The 18,222-nt window shown below is 58.5% G+C and carries 20 protein-coding genes; 7 read left to right on the top strand and 13 right to left on the bottom strand.

The features are described 5' to 3' along the window. Positions 1-197: 197 nt before the first annotated feature. Positions 198-416, bottom strand: coding sequence for a bacterioferritin-associated ferredoxin (locus tag AB4O36_RS02345; RefSeq protein WP_460121333.1), 219 nt, complete (start codon positions 414-416; stop codon positions 198-200). Positions 417-729: 313 nt separating this feature from the next. On the opposite strand from AB4O36_RS02345, the gene AB4O36_RS02350 reads away from it, so the two are divergent. Further along, the gene (locus tag AB4O36_RS02350) at positions 730-1,332 is read left to right on the top strand and encodes a peroxiredoxin C (RefSeq protein ID WP_460121334.1); all 603 of its coding nucleotides are present in this window, start codon (positions 730-732) and stop codon (positions 1,330-1,332) included. Between the two features lie 68 nt (positions 1,333-1,400). Here AB4O36_RS02350 and rnt read toward each other — a convergent pair whose 3' ends face one another. Both rnt and pyrC read right to left on the bottom strand, forming a co-directional pair. Beyond that, positions 1,401-2,075 (bottom strand): ribonuclease T, encoded by a 675-nt coding sequence (rnt, locus tag AB4O36_RS02355; protein ID WP_460121336.1) that lies wholly within the window; start codon positions 2,073-2,075, stop codon positions 1,401-1,403. Continuing rightward, the gene (gene pyrC / locus AB4O36_RS02360; protein WP_460121338.1) at positions 2,072-3,118 is read right to left on the bottom strand and encodes a dihydroorotase; all 1,047 of its coding nucleotides are present in this window, start codon (positions 3,116-3,118) and stop codon (positions 2,072-2,074) included. The genes rnt and pyrC overlap by 4 nt, the downstream gene beginning before the upstream one ends. Positions 3,119-3,272: 154 nt before the next feature. Here pyrC and AB4O36_RS02365 point away from each other — a divergent pair, with 154 nt between their 5' ends. Both AB4O36_RS02365 and AB4O36_RS02370 read left to right on the top strand, forming a co-directional pair. Beyond that, positions 3,273-4,181, top strand: coding sequence for a flagellar protein MotY (locus AB4O36_RS02365; protein ID WP_460140975.1), 909 nt, complete (start codon positions 3,273-3,275; stop codon positions 4,179-4,181). A gap of 128 nt (positions 4,182-4,309) precedes the next feature. Beyond that, on the top strand, positions 4,310-5,527 hold the full coding sequence (locus AB4O36_RS02370; RefSeq protein ID WP_460121342.1) for an argininosuccinate synthase: 1,218 nt from the start codon (positions 4,310-4,312) through the stop codon (positions 5,525-5,527). 129 nt (positions 5,528-5,656) lie between these two features. Here AB4O36_RS02370 and AB4O36_RS02375 read toward each other — a convergent pair whose 3' ends face one another. Beyond that, positions 5,657-6,280: a hypothetical protein gene (locus AB4O36_RS02375; protein WP_460140976.1), complete on the bottom strand. Its 624-nt coding sequence runs from the start codon at positions 6,278-6,280 to the stop codon at positions 5,657-5,659. Between the two features lie 479 nt (positions 6,281-6,759). Between AB4O36_RS02375 and AB4O36_RS02380 the strand changes: the two genes are divergently transcribed. After that, on the top strand, positions 6,760-7,386 hold the full coding sequence (locus AB4O36_RS02380) for a response regulator transcription factor (protein WP_150709826.1): 627 nt from the start codon (positions 6,760-6,762) through the stop codon (positions 7,384-7,386). Between the two features lie 77 nt (positions 7,387-7,463). Here the strand turns inward: AB4O36_RS02380 and AB4O36_RS02385 are convergent, their stop codons facing one another. The 8 genes from AB4O36_RS02385 to metG form a co-directional block, all read right to left on the bottom strand. Further along, on the bottom strand, positions 7,464-7,643 hold the full coding sequence (locus AB4O36_RS02385) for a PA3496 family putative envelope integrity protein (protein WP_460121347.1): 180 nt from the start codon (positions 7,641-7,643) through the stop codon (positions 7,464-7,466). Between the two features lie 107 nt (positions 7,644-7,750). Next, positions 7,751-8,389, bottom strand: coding sequence for an endonuclease III (gene nth, locus AB4O36_RS02390; protein WP_460121349.1), 639 nt, complete (start codon positions 8,387-8,389; stop codon positions 7,751-7,753). A 25-nt stretch (positions 8,390-8,414) separates the two neighbouring features. Next, entirely contained in the window at positions 8,415-8,924 is a 510-nt protein-coding gene (locus AB4O36_RS02395; protein WP_460121351.1) for an Rnf-Nqr domain containing protein, read from the bottom strand. After that, complete coding sequence (locus AB4O36_RS02400; protein ID WP_460140977.1) at positions 8,917-9,528, bottom strand: RnfABCDGE type electron transport complex subunit G; 612 nt, start codon at positions 9,526-9,528, stop codon at positions 8,917-8,919. The genes AB4O36_RS02395 and AB4O36_RS02400 overlap by 8 nt, the downstream gene beginning before the upstream one ends. Further along, on the bottom strand, positions 9,525-10,508 hold the full coding sequence (locus tag AB4O36_RS02405; RefSeq protein ID WP_460140978.1) for an RnfABCDGE type electron transport complex subunit D: 984 nt from the start codon (positions 10,506-10,508) through the stop codon (positions 9,525-9,527). The genes AB4O36_RS02400 and AB4O36_RS02405 overlap by 4 nt, the downstream gene beginning before the upstream one ends. Further along, the gene (gene rsxB, locus AB4O36_RS02410) at positions 10,495-11,709 is read right to left on the bottom strand and encodes an electron transport complex subunit RsxB (protein ID WP_460140979.1); all 1,215 of its coding nucleotides are present in this window, start codon (positions 11,707-11,709) and stop codon (positions 10,495-10,497) included. Before rsxB ends, AB4O36_RS02405 begins: the two co-directional genes overlap by 14 nt. Further along, a complete protein-coding gene (locus AB4O36_RS02415; RefSeq protein WP_460140980.1) occupies positions 11,706-12,275 on the bottom strand; it encodes an Rnf-Nqr domain containing protein in 570 nt (189 codons plus the stop codon). Before AB4O36_RS02415 ends, rsxB begins: the two co-directional genes overlap by 4 nt. A gap of 132 nt (positions 12,276-12,407) precedes the next feature. Next, positions 12,408-14,459 (bottom strand): methionine--tRNA ligase, encoded by a 2,052-nt coding sequence (metG, locus tag AB4O36_RS02420; RefSeq protein ID WP_460121361.1) that lies wholly within the window; start codon positions 14,457-14,459, stop codon positions 12,408-12,410. 185 nt (positions 14,460-14,644) lie between these two features. Between metG and apbC the strand changes: the two genes are divergently transcribed. Next, positions 14,645-15,739, top strand: a complete 1,095-nt coding sequence (apbC, locus tag AB4O36_RS02425; RefSeq protein WP_460121363.1) for an iron-sulfur cluster carrier protein ApbC — start codon at positions 14,645-14,647, stop codon at positions 15,737-15,739. 137 nt (positions 15,740-15,876) lie between these two features. Here the strand turns inward: apbC and AB4O36_RS02430 are convergent, their stop codons facing one another. After that, positions 15,877-16,635, bottom strand: coding sequence for an SDR family oxidoreductase (locus AB4O36_RS02430; RefSeq protein ID WP_460140981.1), 759 nt, complete (start codon positions 16,633-16,635; stop codon positions 15,877-15,879). A 164-nt stretch (positions 16,636-16,799) separates the two neighbouring features. Between AB4O36_RS02430 and AB4O36_RS02435 the strand changes: the two genes are divergently transcribed. After that, a complete protein-coding gene (locus tag AB4O36_RS02435) occupies positions 16,800-17,531 on the top strand; it encodes a HugZ family pyridoxamine 5'-phosphate oxidase (RefSeq protein WP_460121367.1) in 732 nt (243 codons plus the stop codon). A 66-nt stretch (positions 17,532-17,597) separates the two neighbouring features. Next, positions 17,598-18,074: an FxsA family protein gene (locus AB4O36_RS02440; protein WP_460140982.1), complete on the top strand. Its 477-nt coding sequence runs from the start codon at positions 17,598-17,600 to the stop codon at positions 18,072-18,074. Positions 18,075-18,222 lie beyond the last annotated feature (148 nt).

Raw genomic sequence — 18,222 nt, forward strand, 5'->3', positions numbered from 1 at the left:
TGGGGTCCTGCCCTATGTTAGCTGTCTATGAGGCAGAGTTTGAGCCGCATACTTAGGGGTGTCAAACCTAAGTTATTGAATAATAAATGAAAATTAATCGGAATAAGAATGTTTGTGTTCCGCGTCTAGCGCGTAACCAGTTGATTTTCAGGCATAAAAAAACCGGACATTAAGTCCGGTTCTTTAAAAGGGGGTATTCACGCAGCATTAAATTCTACCGGGAAAGGAATCGCGGCCTGGGCAGTTTGTACTTGGGTCAGGGTATCGCGCACCACTTCCTTGGCGAGGCAGGCGCACTTGCCGCATTGGCTGGCTACGCCGGTAGCCTGACGGACTTCCTTATAGCTGCAGCATCCTTCATAGATTGCATCGCGGATTTGACCGTCGGTAACGCCAGTGCAGAGGCAGACATACATAAGTAAAAACCGTCGCTGGTTGTGACTCAATTGCGATGGATCTTAATGTTAACGAGAATGATTGTCAAAGTGGTTTCTGACAGCTTTGCCCGATATAGCAACAAGACTGACGAACGGTTTTTTGCAGCCATCTGCCATTAGCCCTTTTGGGCGGCCATTCGGCGCTCTGGTGAAAATCCGTTGAGGACAGCATAAAAACGCAGTGTATGATGACCGGTCCTTATGAAGGGGTGGGTGTCACAGGGCTGTCGCCTGAGGGTGACAGGCTGGCGCAAACCCGGGAACTTCACGTTTTTACACCAGGAGATATTCAATGAGCGTACTCGTAGGCAAGCAAGCCCCTGACTTCACCGTACCGGCCGTTCTGGGCAATGGCGAAATCGTCGACAGCTTCACCCTGTCGTCGGCCATCAAAGGCAAATACGGCCTGGTGTTCTTCTATCCGCTGGACTTCACCTTCGTATGCCCGTCCGAGCTGATCGCTCTGGACAATCGCATGGCTGATTTCAAGGCGCGCAACGTTGAAGTGATCGCCGTTTCGATCGACTCGCACTTCACCCATAACGCCTGGCGCAACACCCCGGTCAACAACGGCGGTATCGGCGAAGTCCGTTACACCATGGCTGCCGACATGAAGCACGAAATCGCCAAGGCCTACGACGTTGAGTCCGAAGGCGGCGTGGCTTTCCGTGGCGCGTTCCTGATCGACGACAAGGGTGTCGTTCGCTCGCAGATCATCAACGACCTGCCGCTGGGCCGTAACATGGAAGAGCTGATTCGTCTGGTCGACGCTCTGCAATTCCACGAAGAGCACGGTGAAGTCTGCCCTGCGAACTGGAAGAAAGGCGACAAAGGCATGAACGCTTCGCCAGAAGGCGTTGCGGCTTACCTGACCGAGCACGCAGCTGCCCTGTAAGGCGCGTTCGAGGCACAAAAAAAACCGGCCATCATGGCCGGTTTTTTTATGGGCAGGGTCGCGACTCATCAGTCGTCGAAATCTTCCCACCCGCCCATCTGTTTCCAGCGATTGACGATGCCGCAGAACAGTTCGGCCGTCTTCTCGGTGTCGTAGCGAGCCGAGTGGGCCTCGCGACCATCGAAGTCGATATCGGCTGCCTGACAAGCCTTCGCCAGTACCGTTTGCCCGTAGGCCAAGCCAGCCAGGGTGGCAGTGTCGAAGCTGGAGAAGGGGTGAAACGGGTTGCGCTTCATGTCCAGGCGTGCGACGGCGGCATTCAGGAAGCCCAGGTCGAAGCTGCTGTTGTGGCCGACCAGAATCGCCCGCTTGCAGCCGTTGGCCTTCAGCGCCTTGCGTATCCCACGGAAGATGTCGTTCAGGGCTGTCTCTTCACTCACGGCCATGCGCAACGGGTGATCGAGCTTGATCCCGGTGAACTCCAGGGCCGCTGCTTCGATGTTCGCGCCTTCGAAAGGCTCGACGCGGAAGAAGTACGTGTGATCAGGGTAAACGAAGCCCTTTTCATCCATGGCGATGGTGGTCGCCGCGATTTCCAGCAGGGCGTCGGTGGCCGAGTTGAAACCACCGGTTTCTACGTCGACGACCACGGGCAGGTAACCACGGAACCTGGCAGCCATCGGATGGCGTGAACCACCTGCGCTCGAACCGTCCTGTTCGTCGTCGAAATGGTCTTCACTCACGCGTGTTCCTCCAGCAGGCGCCAGCGCAGTTTTTCACCGGCGCGCAGCGGGATAACGGTCAGCTCGCCAAATGGCAGGCTGGTTGGTGCGGTCCACTCGTCGCGAACCAGGGTGATGCGATCAGTATTCACGGGCAGGCCATAGAAGCGCGGGCCATTGAGGCTGGCGAAAGCTTCGAGCCTGGCCAGCGCGTTGCGCTGTTCGAAGGCTTCGGCATACAACTCGATCGCGGCATAAGCGGTGTAGCAACCGGCGCAACCGCAGGCGGCTTCCTTGGCATGCTGGGCATGCGGTGCCGAGTCAGTGCCGAGGAAGAACTTTTCGCTGCCGCTGGTGGCGGCGTCGAGCAGGGCTTCCTGGTGGGTATTGCGCTTGAGGATCGGCAGGCAATAGAAGTGCGGCCGAATCCCGCCAACCAGCATGTGGTTGCGGTTGTACAACAAGTGATGAGCGGTAATGGTCGCGCCGACGTTGGCCGAAGCCTCGTTGACGAACTGCACGGCATCGCCAGTCGTGATGTGCTCGAACACCACCTTGAGTGTCGGGAAACGCTCCACCACACGACGCATGTGCTCGTCGATGAAGATTTTTTCGCGGTCGAACACGTCGACATCGCCACGGGTGACTTCACCGTGAATCAGCAAGGGCATACCGACTTCGGCCATGGCCTCGAGCGCAGGGAAGATTTTGTCGATGCTGGTGACGCCAGAGTCCGAGTTGGTGGTCGCACCGGCCGGGTACAATTTGGCGGCATGCACGAAACCGCTGGCCTTGGCCTGACGAATTTCTTCGGGCTGGGTGCGGTCGGTGAGGTATAGCACCATCAGCGGTTCAAAACGGCTACCGGCCGGACGTGCAGCGAGAATGCGCTGGCGATAACCGTCGGCTTCAGCGGCGTTGCGCACCGGCGGTACCAGGTTGGGCATGATGATGGCGCGACCAAAGGTGCGCGCGACATCCGCAACAGTATTGGTCAACACGGCACCATCACGAAGATGTATATGCCAGTCGTCGGGACGCAGCAGGGTCAGGCGGTCGGACATGAGGGGATTCCAGGCGGGGCAAACTCTGGGGAATGCTACCGGAAAAGACTCTCTCAGGCACCCGCTATCAAGTTTTGCGACAAGCTACCGATATCCAACAGGTATGCCGTAAATATGTATCGGTCTTTTGTTGTAGAAGCCAATGGAGCCTCCCGTGCGCCAGCGTTATTTAGCCTTGCTCAGTGTGTTTGCCAGCCTTCCCGCGATGGCGCTCACTTTCCAGACCCGTCTGGAGAGCATCGAGTGGACGGTCGAAGGGGACAAATTCGAGTGTCGCCTGACTCAACCGATTACCGATTTCGGTTCGGGTGAGTTCGTGCGCCGCGCTGGGGAGCAGGCGACGTTTCGTCTGAAAGCCTACAACTCGATGGTCGGTGGCGGTTCGGCGACCTTGTTGGCGGCGGCCGCACCGTGGCAGCCGGGGCGGGGCGACATCAATCTCGGCTCGGTCAGGATCGGCAGTGGCAACGTTCTGTTCAACAGCTCCCAAGTCCAGGCCGGCCGTCTGATCAGTGGTTTGATGGACGGACGCAGCCCGGTCGTCCGGCATTTCTCCGGCGATGGCCGCGTCTCGGAAGTTCGCCTGCTGCCCGTCAAGTTCAGCAAGGCGTTCAACGATTATCAGGGTTGCGTGGCGAAGCTGCTGCCCAAAAACTTCGAACAGGTCAAACAATCGCAAATCGGCTTCCCGGGCGAGGGTATGGAACTCGATACGCAGGCCAAGGCGCAGTTGCAGGTGATGCTGGACTTCATGAAGGCCGATCCTACGGTTAACCACATCGAGCTCGACGGTCACTCGGACAACAGCGGCAATCGCCTGGCCAATCGTGAGCTGTCGCGTCGCCGGGCGCTGGCGGTCATGGAGTATTTCAAGGCCAACGGGGTGCAGGAATCGCAGATAACCGTGCGTTTCCATGGCGAGCGTTATCCGCTGGTCCCCAACACCTCGTCCGCCAACCGGGCGAAGAACCGCCGGGTGAATGTCCACCTCGCTCGCGTCGCCCCCGTCGAGACGCCGGCGCCCCAGACCACGGCATCGGCGAGCGCAGCGAAGACTTCCTGAGCCGCGACTGTTCGTCGCGCGCTCGACATAATCTGTCGCTTCGTCGTCATAAGCTGTCGCGCCACTGTAAATTATTCTGCATGACCGGTAGACTTGACGGCTTTCCGTAAACCCCGTGGAGTGATGGCATGGCGGACGTAAACAAGGTCGTTCTGGCGTATTCCGGCGGCCTGGACACTTCGGTGATCCTCAAGTGGCTGCAGGATACTTATAACTGTGAAGTGGTGACCTTTACCGCTGACCTGGGTCAGGGTGAAGAGGTCGAACCTGCTCGCGCCAAGGCGCAGGCCATGGGCGTAAAAGAAATCTACATCGACGATCTGCGCGAAGAGTTCGTGCGAGATTTCGTGTTCCCGATGTTCCGCGCCAACACTGTTTACGAAGGCGAGTACCTGCTGGGTACTTCCATCGCTCGTCCGTTGATCGCCAAACGCCTGATCGAAATCGCCAACGAAACCGGCGCTGACGCCATTTCCCACGGCGCCACCGGCAAGGGTAACGACCAGGTTCGTTTCGAGCTCGGCGCCTACGCCCTGAAGCCCGGTGTGAAAGTGATTGCACCTTGGCGTGAATGGGACCTGCTGTCCCGTGAAAAGCTGATGGATTACGCGGAAAAGCACGCGATCCCGATCGAGCGCCACGGCAAGAAAAAATCCCCGTACTCGATGGATGCCAACCTGCTGCACATCTCCTATGAAGGCGGCGTGCTGGAAGACACCTGGACCGAGCACGAAGAAGACATGTGGCGTTGGACCGTGTCGCCAGAGAAGGCCCCCGACAAGGCGCAATACCTGGAACTGACCTACCGCAATGGCGACATCGTGGCATTGGACGGCGTCGAAATGACCCCGGCCACCGTGCTGGCGACCCTGAACCGTATCGGTGGTGAACACGGCATCGGTCGTCTCGACATCGTCGAAAACCGTTACGTGGGCATGAAGTCCCGTGGCTGCTACGAAACCCCTGGCGGCACCATCATGCTGCGCGCCCACCGTGCGATCGAATCGATCACCCTGGACCGCGAAGTGGCTCACCTCAAGGATGAGCTGATGCCTAAATACGCCAGCCTGATCTACACCGGCTACTGGTGGAGCCCTGAGCGTCTGATGCTGCAACAGATGATCGACGCGTCCCAGGTCAACGTGAACGGCGTCGTGCGCCTGAAGCTCTACAAGGGCAATGTGATCGTCACTGGCCGCAAGTCCGACGATTCGTTGTTCGACGCCAATATCGCGACCTTCGAGGAAGATGGCGGCGCCTACAACCAGGCTGACGCGGCGGGCTTCATCAAGCTCAACGCCTTGCGCATGCGGATCGCAGCCAATAAGGGTCGCAAGTTGTTCTGAGGCGCGTGACCTGGAATTTGTGGCCTTGTGTTCGACAAGGCCACAAATTTGAGAATAGGATTTTTTCTTTCGGACATTGCGACGTAGCGTTTTTAAGAACAACTCCCTCCTTCTTCCTCCTCCCTGTCGCTAGAAAGCGACTGGCCGTTGTGCGTCCGATGTGCCAGTTTGATCAATGAGCGTTACGGTGTGGGAACTCAAGTTGTAAACGACGCAAAATGGCAAGCTGCTGCGTTTCTTCACCTGCCTGAAAAAATCGACTGCGCTTTCTTTAAACAGACTCTGCGATTCGGCCGTGATGAGGAACACGACGACGTGTGCCGAATCTGATTTGGCGGTCCTGCCCAGGAGCTCGCGCCACTGTGTCCTCCCGTTTATGCACCGAGCATCGACGAGGTGCAAACCCTTCACCCGGGCAGGCAACTCGATGTGATGCGACGTTGAAGATTTTGTCAGCGTAAGGTCTGGCGGCCCCTTTGCTGTATCCGGACGTTCGGTCGTGTCCAGGGCATCGATGAAGTGTTCTCCCTTCTCGTAATCGGACGGCGCATATAACGATCGATAGTTGAAGTTCAAGGTGGCGAAAAACAGCATTAACAAGTAAAACGGAAAGCTGATCAGAAACCAGATATAGACTTCTCGTTCCTTATGGTCGAGGAAAGGGAGAGAGAGGGCTGCCGATGTTTCAGACAGTGTTGCGAATATGGCGATTACTGTCATGGGGTTGGTGATTTTTTGTTTTAGATTCATCATGTATTGTACTCATGGAAGTTTATCTTTTCTCGTTGGGTTGGTTAATTATGTTTTGCCGGTCTTCATATTAGCGGTGAAGTTTAGATTGTCCTATAACCCTATTTTAATTCGTCCGTGTTATTGAAAATCATTTGGTAAGCATTCGTGTGGATGAAAAGCGATGCGGTTCACTTCAATTTTCGCTCGCCCGGTGATCATCCAGCTTAGCTCACCGTCAGCGGGTGTTGCAGCACGAAGGGGATTGTGACGGAATTATGTTTTTTATTAGATTGATACATATTTTTCTTAAGGTGGATCGGCGTAAGGCAAGTAAAGTTTGCATCACTCAGTTTTTGCAGATTTCCTGTAAGAAAAATCCGTGTTGTTTGTAGGGAATGTCTCTCGCTGCCCGTGGCTGGGGGGGGCGGCATGCCATGGGCGAAACGACTAGGCTATTGTGCGGGCTCTAAAAATTCGAACAGCGAAAATTGGACCTGCCCATGAATAAAGTGCTGATCGTGGATGATCACCCCGTCATTCGGCTTGCGGTACGTATGCTAATGGAGCGTCATGGCTATGAAGTCGTTGCCGAAACAGACAATGGCGTGGATGCATTGCAACTGGCGCGTGAACATATGCCGGACATTGTTATTCTGGATATAGGAATACCGAAACTCGATGGACTGGAAGTCATCGCGCGCCTGGTTTCGGCGGCCATGCCAATGAAAGTGTTGATATTGACTTCCCAGGCCCCGGGGCATTTTTCGATGCGTTGCATGCAGTCAGGGGCAGCCGGATATGTTTGCAAACAACAGGACCTCACTGAGTTGCTCAGTGCAATAAAAGCGGTACTGTCGGGCTACAGTTATTTTCCCAACCAGGCGTTGCACACTGTGCGCTCCAGTCTGGGGAACGCCAGTGAAGCCGATATGGTCGATCGTTTGTCTGGTCGAGAAATGATGGTGTTGCAACAATTGGCTCGCGGCAAGACCAATAAGGAAATTGCTGACGGAATGTTTCTCAGCAATAAAACCGTCAGCACTTATAAAACTCGCCTGTTATTGAAACTCAACGCGCGGTCCCTGGTGGACTTGATTGAGCTGGCGCAACGCAATGGGCTGGTGTGATTGCACTCGTGGCGGGGCGAGCGACTCCACTGTGTCACACACAAAGAAAAGCCTCCGTTCAGGGAGGCTTTCAGGTGTTATAGATCAAAATCATAATCGGCCAATTGCTTTTGCAGTCGGCGCTCCTCCAGCAAGTTGTCGATCGTGCGGCGTTTGCTCAGGTTGGTCTTCGCCACTTCCACCACCGGCTCTGCGTCATCGGCTTCAACGGCTGTGAAGTCCTCTTCTACGTCCAATTGCTCTTTACCAGTGCTCATTAGGTTAGCTCCAGGCTAAGACTGCCTTTGGCGCTCCTTATATCGACAAACTCATTCCGGGTAAAAAAGATTTTTTCAATCGATCAATAAGCAAACCTAATAGCAACTCAATCGTCCGACGTCTTGTGCTTGTATTCGCACAGGTCCTCGATGCGGCAGCTGCCACAGCGGGGTTTGCGGGCCAGGCAGACGTAACGCCCGTGAAGGATCAGCCAGTGATGGGAATCGAGCAGATATTCTTTTGGCACAAACTTCATCAGCTTGTTTTCCACCTCGACGACATTCTTGCCGGGCGCAATGCCGGTACGGTTGCTGACGCGAAAAATGTGTGTATCCACGGCCATGGTCAGTTGGCGGAACGCCGTATTGAGTACAACGTTGGCGGTCTTTCGGCCGACGCCGGGCAGTGCTTCCAGTTCTTCGCGAGTCTGCGGGACTTCGCTGCCATGGCGTTCCATCAGCAGTCGGCAGGTCTCGATGACATTTTTTGCCTTGCTGTTGAACAGGCCGATAGTCTTGATGTATTCCGACAGTCCCTCCACCCCCAGCGCATGAATGGCCGCCGGGGTATTGGCCACCGGATACAGCTTGGCCGTTGCCTTGTTCACACCGACATCCGTCGATTGCGCCGAGAGAATGACCGAGATCAGCAATTCGAACGGCGTGGAGTAGGCCAGTTCGGTCTTGGGTTCGGGGTTGTCTTCATGCAGCCTGCGGAAAATTTCCAGACGTTTTGCAGCATTCATGGGCAGTGAGTTTCCTCGAAAATGCTTAGTGTTTGGGGGCGGGACGGGACCACGCCTGCCAGGCAGCGATCAGCAATCCCAGCAGAATGAAGCCACCGGGCACTAGCGCTGCCAGGTGCAGGCCGCTGTAGTCGAGCATCTCGCGCAACACGCTCAGGCCCAGCATCAACGCACCGAACAGGCCGCCCAGGAACAGGCGATCACGCCATGCTTGTTGGAAGAAACCTGTATGGTCCAGAACGACGCATTGCAGGGCGATCAACCCGGCGTAGATGCCGGCGTGTTGATGCCACTGAAGTGACCAGGCCTGCGCCATCGTTTCTGCACAACTGGTCAGGGTGACGGCCAGCACCAGGCTGGCGATCAAGTGGGCCCTCGGTATGAGCCGCGGGCGCAAGGGCGCCATGGCGAAACCATAAGCACTCGCCACCACGATAACCATCAGCCATACGCCCAGCGCGGTCATCCATGACTGGGTCGCCCCGATCAACGGCGCGAGCACCAGCGAGTTCTGGAGTGCCGACGATTTACTCATGCAGGTTCTCCCCGAGCAGCTGTTGCCGGTGTTCGTCGAAGTAACGCAAGGCATCGTGGATGGCGTTGAGCACAGCTCTGGAAGTGATGGTCGCGCCTGCGACCTGATCGAACTGACCTTGGTCCTTTTTCAGCGCCCAACCCTTATCGTCGGGGTCGTTCATCGATTTGCCGACAAAGATCGTGAGCCACGCATTGGGCCAATCGGCGATCCGGGCGCCCAGTCCTGGGGTCTCTGATTGCCTAAGTGTCTTGACCCCGAGCAACTTGCCGTTTACGTCGATGGCGATCAACAAATCGATACTGCCCACGTAGCCGACTGCCTGGCTGCGCAGCAACACTGCGCTGGGTTGGCCACTCCTTGTCGCCAAGAAACCACCCTGCAATGTGCTGTCGCCAAGGGTGGCAACGGCCAGGGGCAGAGTGTGTTCAAGCGGGTGATTGTCGTAGCTGTAGGCGGGCAGCAGGTCCAGGAAGTGGCGGCTGTCGTTCTCGCGTTGTTGCTCGGCAATGCGTGATGCGCTGCCCTGATGGACGAGGTAGGTCGCACCAACACCCAGGCCTGCCAGCAGTGCGACAATCACCACGCTCGACACTCGATTCATGGCGCAACCCGCCGTGACACAGCAAACCGTTCCAGCGCGGGCACGCAGAGGTTCATCAACAGCACCGCGAATGCCACGCCGTCCGGGTATCCACCCCAGGTTCTGATCAGATACGTCAGTAACCCCACACCGGCGCCGAACAACAGGCGGGCGCCCGGACTTTTAGCGCCGGACACCGGCTCCGTGACGATAAAGAATGCGCCCAGCATGCTTGCACCGCTGAGCAGGTGAAACAGTGGCGAGCCATGGGAGTCGGAGCCCGAGCCGTTCCAGCACAACAGGCTGATCACAAACAGGCTGACCAGCATGCCGACCGGTGCCTGCCAACTGAACACCCGTCGTTGCAGAAGAAACAGGCCACCGGCCAGAAACGCCAGGTTGATCCACCCCACGCCGCGTGCACCCCAGTGACCGAATGCCGGGCTGCTGGTGTAAAGCTCGTCGATGGTCAGGCTTTTGTTGATGCGCAGAGCGTCCAGCGCCGTGGCCTGAACCCAGGCATCCGGCATGGGGCCAAGGCTGACGCCAAAGACTCGCTGTAAGCCATCGAGCAGGTTGATGCCATGGAACGTCGGCCAATGGCTCATTTGCAGTGGAAATGTCACCAGCACCAGAGCCAAACCGAGCATGGCCGGATTGAAAGGGTTTTTGCCGACGCCGCCATACAAATGCTTGCCGAGCAGCGCGAATGAAACGGCGCAGACGTTCAGCCACCACGGACAATACGGCGGCAAGGCCAGGCCCAGCAGCGTCGCGGTGACGAGGGCACTGCCATCGCTCAAGACAGGCCGTAGTTCCCAGTCGCGCAGTTTCAATATCGCCGCTTCAACGGCCAGTGCAGTCGAGCCTGCCAGTACCAGATTGATCAAGACACCCCAGCCATACCACCAGAACGACGCCAGTATTCCCGGCACGGTGGCCACCAATACCAGCTTCATTGCCTGCTGAAGGCGATCGTCGACCGGCTCAAGGGGCTGCATGGGCTTGTACCTGGCGTTCGGCTTCCTGCAGGCGAGCTCGTGCCTTGTCCAGCTGCTCGGTGGAAGTGTCGCTGCGTCGCTCAAGTTTGCTGACGTCCGCGCGGGCGTAGGCCAATTCGGTTTTCAGTTGCCGAAGCTGGCTGTCGATGGGGCGCTTTTCGACGCGCACCAGGTCAGGCAAGGGTTGCTCGCTGGCGTCTTCCGTCGCATGCAGGTGTTTTTCGGCATCGGCAAGCGCGCGCTCGAGGGCTTTGATCTGTTCGGACGGTGCCTCACTGGCTTGCGCTTTCTTCAGTTCGGCGCGGCGAGTGGCCAGTTGGATTTTCGCCCGTTTAAGATCGGCGTCCTTGGGTGTGGAGACGGATGCTGGCGCGGTTGGCAGGGTGTTTTCCAACTGCAGCAAGGTGTGCTCAGCCGCCTCGAATTGCTGTTGCAGGATGATCAGTTGCGACTGCTGCTCGAATGTCGGTGGATGGCCGAACGCCTTGAGCGATTTGTTGAGCTGCGCACGGCTCATGGCCAGGTCGACTTTGGCTTTCTTCAACGCCGCATCGGCGCTCGCCGCTTTCTGCGCGCGAACCCTTTCCAGCGCGGCCTGAATCGGATCGAGCGCCGGCGCGTCGCTCTGTTGCAGGGCAGCACGATTGGCCCGGGCCTGACGCTCGGCCAGCTTTTGCTCTTCCTCGCGGTGCAACCGGGCGTTGCGCCGTTCGAAGCGCTGGCGCGCGTGATTGCGTTTAACGGCACGTGCCTGTTGGGCCAGCAGGCTGGAAGCCAGACCACCGATGATCGGTGTCGTGGTCGCCGGCAGGGGGCGCATTTCAATGCAATCCACCGGGCAGGGCGCCACGCACAGGTCGCAACCGGTGCATTCGTCGACGATGACCGTGTGCATCCATTTTGCCGCGCCGACGATAGCGTCGACCGGGCACGCCTGGATGCATTTGGTGCAGCCGATGCATTCGGCTTCGCGGATATAGGCGACCTGCGCCGGAGCGGCGCCGCGACTCATATCCAGTTCCAGCACCGGGACGTTCAGCAGGTGTGCCAGTGCCGAGATGGTTTCGTTGCCACCGGGCGGGCACTTGTTGATCGGCTCGCCTGCGGCAATGCCCTCGGCGTAGGGTTTGCATCCTGCGTGGCCACACTTGCCGCACTGGGTCTGCGGCAGCAGGGCGTCGATGCGTTGAATCAGACTCATGTTTTGATCAGTCCGGTGAATCCGAGAAAGGCCACTGCGATCAATCCGGCGCCGATCAGGTCGATCGGCAGGCCTCGAAAGGGCAGGGGAACATCATTATCGAGGGTGCGCTGGCGCAAGTCGCAGAAAAGGCTCAGTACCAGCCAGAAACCGAGCCCGGCGCCGATGCTCAATGCCGTGGCGTATAAAAAACCGTGGTCGTGTGCGGTATCGGCCAGGAGCATTCCCAACACGCCGGCATTGCCGAGCAACAGTGGCCACAAACCCTCGAACGCCAAGGTTGAAAACACTTTCGCCAGCCGCTTAAGCAGGGGGGCGATCAACAACACGCTCAGAGGGAGAAACACGAACAGTCGCAGCGAACTCAATCCCAGTGGCACCAGCAGCCAGTAATAGAGCACATGACCGAGCACGCCGACGATCAGCATCAGGCACGTTGTCGCGATACCCAGCGCGTGAACCTGATGACGCGCGGTGGCCAACAGCGGATCGACGCCCAACGGCCAATGCAACACGAAGTTGTTGATCAGGGCGGTGCTGATGAGAACAAGAACAAGCTCGGTCATGGTCGTGCCGGAAAAAGAGGGCTTTCAACGCTGGCTCTTATTGAGCTTAGGCATTATCCGGCAAGGGACACCAGATATGAAAATCCCACAGGCGCGCCCGGCACGACTGTGGGATCGGTCCAGCGCAATGATTTACTTGATGCGCTGGCCAGGCTTGGCGCCGCTGTCGGGGCTGAGCAGATAAATTTCTTCACCGCCAGGGCCCGCCGCCATCACCATGCCTTCAGACACGCCGAACTTCATTTTACGAGGCTTGAGGTTGGCGATCATCATGGTCAGGCGGCCATCGAGCTTGGACGGGTCCGGGTAAGCGCTCTTGATGCCCGAGAATACGTTGCGCTGCTCATCGCCGATGTCGAGGGTCAGGCGCAACAGTTTGTCGGCGCCTTCCACGGCTTCGGCCTTGACGATCAGGGCAACGCGCAGGTCAACCGCGGCAAAGGTGTCGAAGTCGATTTCCGGCGACAGCGGGTCCTTGGCCAGTTCGCCATTGCCGGCCGGTGCCGCTTCGCCCGTGTCGGTCTGACTGGCTGTCAGGTCTTCTTTCGAGGCGTCGGTCATGGCTTGCACTTTCACTGGATCGATTCGGGTCATCAGCGGCTTGAACTCGTTCAACTGATGGTTGCCGAGCAGGGTCGCGTGGTCGTTCCAGGTCAGCGGCGCGACATTCAGGAATGCCTCGGCATCGGCGGCCAGCAAAGGCAGCACCGGCTTGAGGAAGATCACCAGTTGGCGGAACAGGTTGACGCCAGTGGCGCAGATGGCCTGGACTTCATCCTGCTTGCCTTCCTGTTTGTTCAACGACCACGGAGCCTTGTCGGCGATCCAGGCGTTGGCGCGGTCGGCCAGGGCCATGATTTCGCGCATGGCACGGGCAAAGTCACGCGCCTCGTAGGCGTCGGCGATGCTCGGCGCGGCGGCCAGGAACGCTTCGGTCAGCTCCGGTGCGGCGTTGTTGTCGACCATCAGGCCGGCATTGCCTTTGTGGATGAAACCGGCGCAACGGCTGGCGATGTTGACGACTTTGCCGACCAGGTCGGAGTTGACCTTCTGCACGAAGTCTTCGAGGTTCAGGTCCAGGTCATCGACGCCACGGCTGAGCTTGGCGGCGTAGTAGTAACGCAGGTACTCAGGCGACAGGTGGTCGAGATAGGTCCGGGCCTTGATGAAGGTGCCACGGGACTTGGACATTTTCTGGCCGTTGACGGTCAGGTAGCCATGCACGTTGATGCCGGTCGGCTTGCGGTAGCCCGCGCCTTCGAGCATCGCCGGCCAGAACAGGGCGTGGAAGTTGACGATGTCCTTGCCGATGAAGTGGTAAAGCTCGGCGGTGGAGTCCTTGCCCCAGAACGCGTCGAAGTCCAGCTCCGGTGTACGGTTGCACAGATTCTTGAAGCTGGCCATGTAGCCGATCGGCGCGTCCAGCCAGACATAGAAGTACTTGCCTGGCTCGTCCGGGATCTCGAAACCGAAGTACGGCGCATCCCGGGAAATGTCCCACTGTTGCAGGCCGGCATCCAGCCACTCGGCGATCTTGTTGGCCACGGCGTCTTGCAGGGTGCCGCTGCGGGTCCAGGTTTGGAGCATGGCCTGGAAGTCCGGCAACTTGAAGAAGAAGTGCTGGGAATCCTTGAGCACCGGAGTGGCACCGGAGATGGCCGACTTCGGATCCTTCAGGTCGGTCGGCGCATAGGTCGCCCCGCATTTTTCACAATTGTCGCCGTACTGGTCTTCGGTGCCACATTTCGGGCAGGTGCCCTTGATGAAGCGGTCGGCCAGGAACATTTTCTTTTCCGGGTCGAAGTATTGCGTGATCGAGCGCGTGGCAATGTGCCCAGCGTCACGCAGTTTCAGGTAGATCTGGCTCGACAGCTCACGGTTTTCTTCGGCGTGAGTGGAGTGGAAATTATCGAAGTCCACCAGGAAGTCGGCAAAGTCGGCGCTGTGTTCGGCCTGGACGTTGGCGATGAGTTGTTCGGGGGTGATGCCTTCCTTCTCTGCGCGCAGCATGATCGCCGAACCGTGGGCGTCGTCGGCGCAGACATAAATGCATTGATTGCCGCGGTGCTTCTGGAAGCGCACCCACATATCTGTCTGGATGTATTCCAGCATATGGCCAAGATGGATCGAACCATTGGCGTAGGGCAGGGCGCTGGTGACGAGGATCTGGCGTGGCTCTGACATGGGGCTCGGCTACTTGATGAAACGGAGGTCGGCCACTATAAAGCGCCGGCGCATATTTTTCACCCCCGGCGCCGGACTCCGGGGACCGGTAGCCGGTGGTTGTCACATTCTGAAAGCGTGCCGCCAGGCCGTCAGAACAGGTAGAATAGCCGCCTGATTTTCCAGTCTTGCTATTGGAGTTGCCCATGAGCGCCGTCAATCGCGCAGCGGTGGAAGCCGTCCTTCGTCAATACACCGACCCTTATCTGAACCAGGACCCGGTCAGCGCCGGGTGCGTGCGAAACATCGACATTCAGGGCGACCGCGTCAGCGTGCAACTGGTGTTGGGCTACGCCGCTGGCCTGTTCAAGAGCGGCTGGTCGCAGATGCTGCAAATGGCAATCGAAGGCCTGGACGGCGTGGCCAGTGCCCGTGTAGAGATCACCAGCCAGATCGCCGCGCACAAGGCCCAGGCGCAGATTCCTGGCCTGGCTAACGTCAAGAATGTGGTCGCCGTGGCGTCCGGCAAGGGCGGCGTCGGCAAGTCCACCACGGCCGCCAACCTCGCGCTGGCCTTGGCCCGTGAAGGGGCCAAGGTGGGGATTCTGGATGCGGACATCTACGGTCCGAGCCAGGGCATCATGTTCGGTATTGCCGAAGGCACGCGCCCCAAGGTCAAGGACCAGAAATGGTTCGTGCCTATCGAGTCCCATGGCGTTGAAGTGATGTCCATGGCCTTCCTGACCGATGACAACACGCCCATGGTCTGGCGCGGCCCCATGGTCTCCGGCGCGCTGTTGCAATTGGTGACGCAGACCGCCTGGGGCGATCTGGATTATCTGGTCATCGACATGCCGCCAGGCACCGGTGACATTCAGTTGACCCTGGCGCAAAAAGTCCCGGTGGCTGGTGCTGTGATTGTCACCACCCCGCAGGACCTGGCGTTGCTGGACGCCCGCAAGGGCGTGGAGATGTTCCGCAAGGTCAACATTCCGGTGCTGGGCGTGGTGGAAAACATGGCCGTGCACATCTGCTCCAACTGCGGGCATGCCGAGCACCTGTTCGGTGAAGGCGGCGGGGTGAAGCTGGCCGAACAATACGGGGTCGAACTGCTGGCGTCGTTGCCGCTGTCGATGGTCATCCGCGAGCAGGCCGACGGCGGCAAGCCGACCGTGATCGCCGAGCCGGACAGCCAGATTGCCATGGTCTATCAGGAACTGGCCCGTCACGTTGGCGCGCGGATTGTGTTGCAGGAGGCGGCGACGCCGGCGATGCCGAACATCAGCATCAGCGACGATTGATTCGAACGCGGTCCAAAAGTGGGAGCGGCGGTGCGACGATTCGACTTGCTCGCGAAAGCGGTGTGTCATAAGCAGAAATTTTGACTGACACACCGCCTTCGCGAGCAAGCCCGCTCCCACACTTGTTTGTGGTGGGCTTAAATACGCAACCCGCCATCCATCTCCAGAATCCGCCCGGTGTAGTAGTCGTTCTCGAAGATGTACGCCGCCGAATGGGCGATTTCTTCCGGCTTGCCCATGCGCTTGAGGGGAATCCCGGCGGTCATCTTCTCCAGCGCTTCGGGGCGCATGCCCAAGGTCATCTCGGTTTCGATGAAGCCCGGTGCAATGCCGGCCACACGAATGTTGTAGCGCGCCAGTTCCTTGGCCCAGGTCACGGTCGCCGCGGCGACACCTGCCTTGGCGGCGGAGTAGTTGGTCTGGCCGATGTTGCCCGCGCGGGAAATCGACGAAATGTTGATGATCGCGCCGCTGTTGTTCAGCTCGACCATTTTCGCCGCGACTTCACGGGTGCAAAGGAACACGCCGGTCAGGTTGACGTCGATGACAGCCTGCCATTGGGCGAGGCTCATTTTGGTCATCTCGCCATCCTTGACCTTGAGCAGGAGGCCGTCGCGCAGGATCCCGGCGTTGTTGATCAGGCCGTGGATCGCGCCGAAGTCCTCGGCCACCTGGGCGACCATGTGCGTCACCTGCTCTTCGTTGGCGACATTGCACAGGTAGGCGCGGGCCTCGACGCCCTTGGCCTTGCACACAGCCACCGCATCGTCGAGCTTTTCCTGGTTCAGGTCGACCAGCGCCAGCCGGGCGCCCTTGTCGGCGAAATACTCGGCCATGGAGCGGCCCAAACCCTGGCAACCGCCAGTGATAATGATTACTTTGTCTTTAAGTTGCATGAGTATGCCCCGGTAGCAGATGGAGTGGTCTTACTGTTCGTGAGCCTCCTCTCTCTGCGCCCGACGTCGCCTGGCTGCACATGAGAATTGCCCCGATGGCGGGCTGAAACTTTCTTCAGTCGCCTGTCCGTTTTTTCGACGGATTCTTAGTTAGGAGTCATAAATTGAGCGTTGAAGCGGCCAAGAATGCCCGAGAATTACTTCTCAAGGAATACCGTGGGGTGCTTTCCACCCACTCCAAGGCCATGCCCGGTTTCCCGTTCGGCTCCGTGGTGCCTTATTGCCTGGACGAGCAGGGCCGCCCGCTGATTCTGATCAGCCGCATCGCCCAGCACACGCATAACCTGCAGAAAGACCCGAAATGCTCGCTATTCGTCGGCGAGCGCGGTGCCGAAGATGTACAGGCGGTCGGGCGCCTGACCTATCTCGCCGAGGCGCAGCAATTGCACGAGGTCGCGCAGATCGACGCCGCTGCCGAGCGTTACTACCGCTATTTCCCGGATTCACAGAACTACCACAAGGCCCATGACTTCGATTTCTGGGTGCTCAAGCCTGTACGCCATCGCTACATCGGCGGTTTCGGCGCGATTCACTGGGTCGACCAGTTGACCCTGGCCAACCCCTTCGCCGGCAAGGCGGAAATCAGCATGGTCGAGCACATGAACGCCGATCACGCCAAGGCCATCGCCCATTACGTCGAACTCGCCGGCTTGCCGAAGAGCGAGCCGGCACAACTGGCCGGGATCGACACCGAAGGCATGCACTTGCGCATCGGGCAGGGGCTCTTCTGGTTGCCGTTTCAATCGCCATGTAACACGCCGACACAAGTGCGCGAGGCCTTGGTTTTCCTGGCTCACGCCGAGCGATGGCCGAAAAATACAGAGGCCAGTGCTTGAATTCACGAACCCGCGACGTCATCTAAGGAACACTGGCAAGGCATTCTTGCGTTGAGGAACCATTTGATGCGCCCTTTTTTGCTGCTCTTTGTACTGTTTCCGGTGTTGGAGCTGTTCGTATTCGTCAAGGTCAGCGGAGCGATAGGCTTCTTCCCCGCCCTGTTGCTGGTCATTCTCGGCTCGATGTTCGGCGTGTTCGTGTTGCGCATCGCCGGGCTGGCCACTGCGCTGCGTGCGCGTGAAAGCCTGAACCGTGGCGAAATGCCAGCGCAGACCATGCTCGAAGGCCTGATGCTGGCTCTGGCGGGTGGTCTGTTGATCCTGCCGGGCTTCGTCACGGATGTGCTTGGCCTGATACTGCTGCTGCCGTTCTCCCGTCGACTGCTGGCCAATAAAATGCGCCAGCGTGCCGAAGAGGCCGCGATGCGTCAGCGAGCTTTCGCCGACGACCTTCAGCCACGTGGCGGTCGCGCGCCGCGCGAACCATTGGGCCGTGAGCCCGACGTGATCGAAGGCGAGTTCGAACACCGCGACAACAAGTAAAGTCGTTTCACCTGCACGGCACCCTCGGGTGCCGTGTTCGTTTTCGGCAGATCGATTAAAAAATTTCGTGCTCCGCCCTTGTAATAAGCTTATGCGCCCCTATGTAACGGTCACCGCAAGGTTTCTGGCGATCACGCCAGACAGACTT

The organism is Pseudomonas sp. S2_E01, from assembly GCF_054668365.1.